The following is a 2,247-nucleotide window of genomic DNA, read 5'->3' on the forward strand; positions in this document are numbered from 1 at the left end:
GCTCTTCCGACCCGCCATTTTTATGGCGGGTTTTTTATCTTTGGGTTTTCCTACCTTTGTGAATACTCTTTTTTTTCCAGAAAAAAAAGCATATTACAGAGATAAATTCCTGAACTCCGATATATCATCATTAATTCTTAATCTACTTCCCCACAAAATGTTCAAAATCTGGTAGACTAGTGACAATTTTTTGCCTTATCCATGCGTTTGCCTGATTTGTCTATAATCCTCGGATAATAAGCGCGAAGCCGGATGAGAATATGAGCGAGAATAGCCATTGTTCATTGAAGGGCTGTTCGTTCCTTTTTTTAGATAAACTTGGAGGTTTTCATGGCTGTCGCTGCCAACAAACGTTCGGTAATGACTCTGTTTTCCGGCCCGACCGACATTTTTAGCCATCAAGTGCGAATTGTACTGGCGGAAAAAGGGGTCAGCGTTGAAATAGAACACGTTGAAGCAGGCAATCTGCCGCAGGATCTTATTGACCTGAACCCATATCAGACGGTTCCTACCCTCGTTGATCGTGAGCTGACTCTTTATGATTCTCGCATCATAATGGAATATTTGGATGAGCGTTTCCCGCATCCACCGCTCATGCCTGTATACCCTGTTGCACGTGGCTCCAGCCGTTTGATGATGCACAGAATTGAAAAAGACTGGTATTCCCTGATGTACAAAATTCAGGAAGGGAATATGCAGGAAGCCAATGCTGCACGGAAACAGCTTGCTGAAGAGTTGCTAGCAATAGCACCTATTTTCAGAGAGATGCCTTTCTTCATGAGCGATGAATTCAGTTTGGTAGACTGCTATCTCTCCCCTCTGTTGTGGCGTTTACCTGTACTGGGTGTTGAGTTATCTGGCCCGGGCGCCAAAGATCTTCAAGTCTATATGCAACGTGTATTTGAACGTGATGCGTTTCTGGCTTCATTGACAGAAGCGGAGCGTGAAATACGTTTACAGTCACGGAGTTAATGTATGGGTATGACTCAAATATCTCCCCGCCGCCCTTATTTACTGCGGGCACACTATGAGTGGCTGCTGGATAATGACTTGACTCCGCATATCGTTGTGGATGTTACTCAATATGGAGTAAGCGTTCCGCTGGAATATGCGCAGAACGGGCAGATCATCCTGAATATTTCCCCACGGGCGGTTGGTAATCTGGAATTAGCCAATGACGAAGTTCGCTTCAATGCTCGTTTTGGTGGGGTTGCGCGTCAGGTTTCTGTTCCTATGTCTGCTGTGATCGCAGTTTATGCTCGTGAAAATGGGGCCGGAATGATGTTTGAGCCAGAGGTAGCCTATGAAGCAGGGTCTGGGCAGGAAGATTCCGATTCTCCGGTGGCTGATAATCTGGTGCTGATTCGTGATATGAAAACACAGCGTGATAATAATTCTCCGGATGATGAACCACCTCAACCACCAAAAGGCCGCCCGACATTACGTGTGGTAAAATAGGCACATAAACCATGTAGTGCTAGGGCGTGTTGACGTTTATTGTTTATGATTTACTCAACCCACATCGGTAGCCATATAATGACAAACGCCAGTGCCAACGTGCTGGCGTAATTTCGAGCTAATTTATCGTATCTTGTTGCAATTGCTCGAAAATGTTTTATCCGTGCAAACGCATTTTCGACCAAATGCCGATAACGGTATAAAGCATTATCAATTTGCTTATCCGATTTTCGGTTATTTTTTCGATAAGGTATGACCGTTTTAGCCCCTTGTTTTTCAACAAAACTTCTGAAAGCGCCGCTGTCGTAGCCTTTGTCAGCTATCACAAAATCCGATGAAGGTGAATGTACGACCAAACTTTCCGCATGCACAATGTCATGCGTTTGACCGCCTGACAGCTCAAAATGGACGGGCAAGCCGTAACTATCTACGGCTAAGTGAATTTTAGTAGAACGCCCGCCTCGACTCTTACCGATGGCTTCATCTTCTGTTGAAGCCGCGCCTGAGCTATGTTGATGAGCACGGACAATACTGCCATCAATGAATAACCACTCGGTATCCGTATTTTCAGATAATAATTTGAATAATAAATCAAAAATACCTTTCTTTGACCATTCATTAAAACGCTTAAAGAGGGTATTCCATTTTCCAAATTCATCGGGTAAATCCCGCCACGGACATCCCGTTCTCATTCGATAAAGGATCCCTTCAAAAGTCAGGTAGTGCTCTTCTTTATGGTAAATACAACCACTTTGTTGCATCAATACAGCTAAATGCCTTTTCAAAATG

3 protein-coding genes are annotated in these 2,247 nt (G+C 44.1%); 2 read left to right on the forward strand and 1 reads right to left on the reverse strand.

Annotation, left to right across the window (positions count from 1 at the left end; translation table 11 throughout):
- Positions 1 to 330 precede the first annotated feature (330 nt).
- Positions 331 to 972: a stringent starvation protein SspA gene (gene sspA, locus AAC147_RS06005; RefSeq protein WP_047686007.1), complete on the forward strand. Its 642-nt coding sequence runs from the start codon at positions 331 to 333 to the stop codon at positions 970 to 972.
- A 3-nt stretch (positions 973 to 975) separates the two neighbouring features.
- Positions 976 to 1,458, forward strand: coding sequence for a ClpXP protease specificity-enhancing factor (gene sspB / locus AAC147_RS06010; RefSeq protein ID WP_047686010.1), 483 nt, complete (start codon positions 976 to 978; stop codon positions 1,456 to 1,458).
- A gap of 50 nt (positions 1,459 to 1,508) precedes the next feature.
- Here sspB and AAC147_RS06015 read toward each other — a convergent pair whose 3' ends face one another.
- A complete protein-coding gene (locus AAC147_RS06015) occupies positions 1,509 to 2,219 on the reverse strand; it encodes an IS5 family transposase (protein WP_231571646.1) in 711 nt (236 codons plus the stop codon).
- Positions 2,220 to 2,247 lie beyond the last annotated feature (28 nt).

This window comes from Xenorhabdus sp. NBAII XenSa04 (genome assembly GCF_963866145.1).
Taxonomy (GTDB): domain Bacteria; phylum Pseudomonadota; class Gammaproteobacteria; order Enterobacterales; family Enterobacteriaceae; genus Xenorhabdus; species Xenorhabdus indica.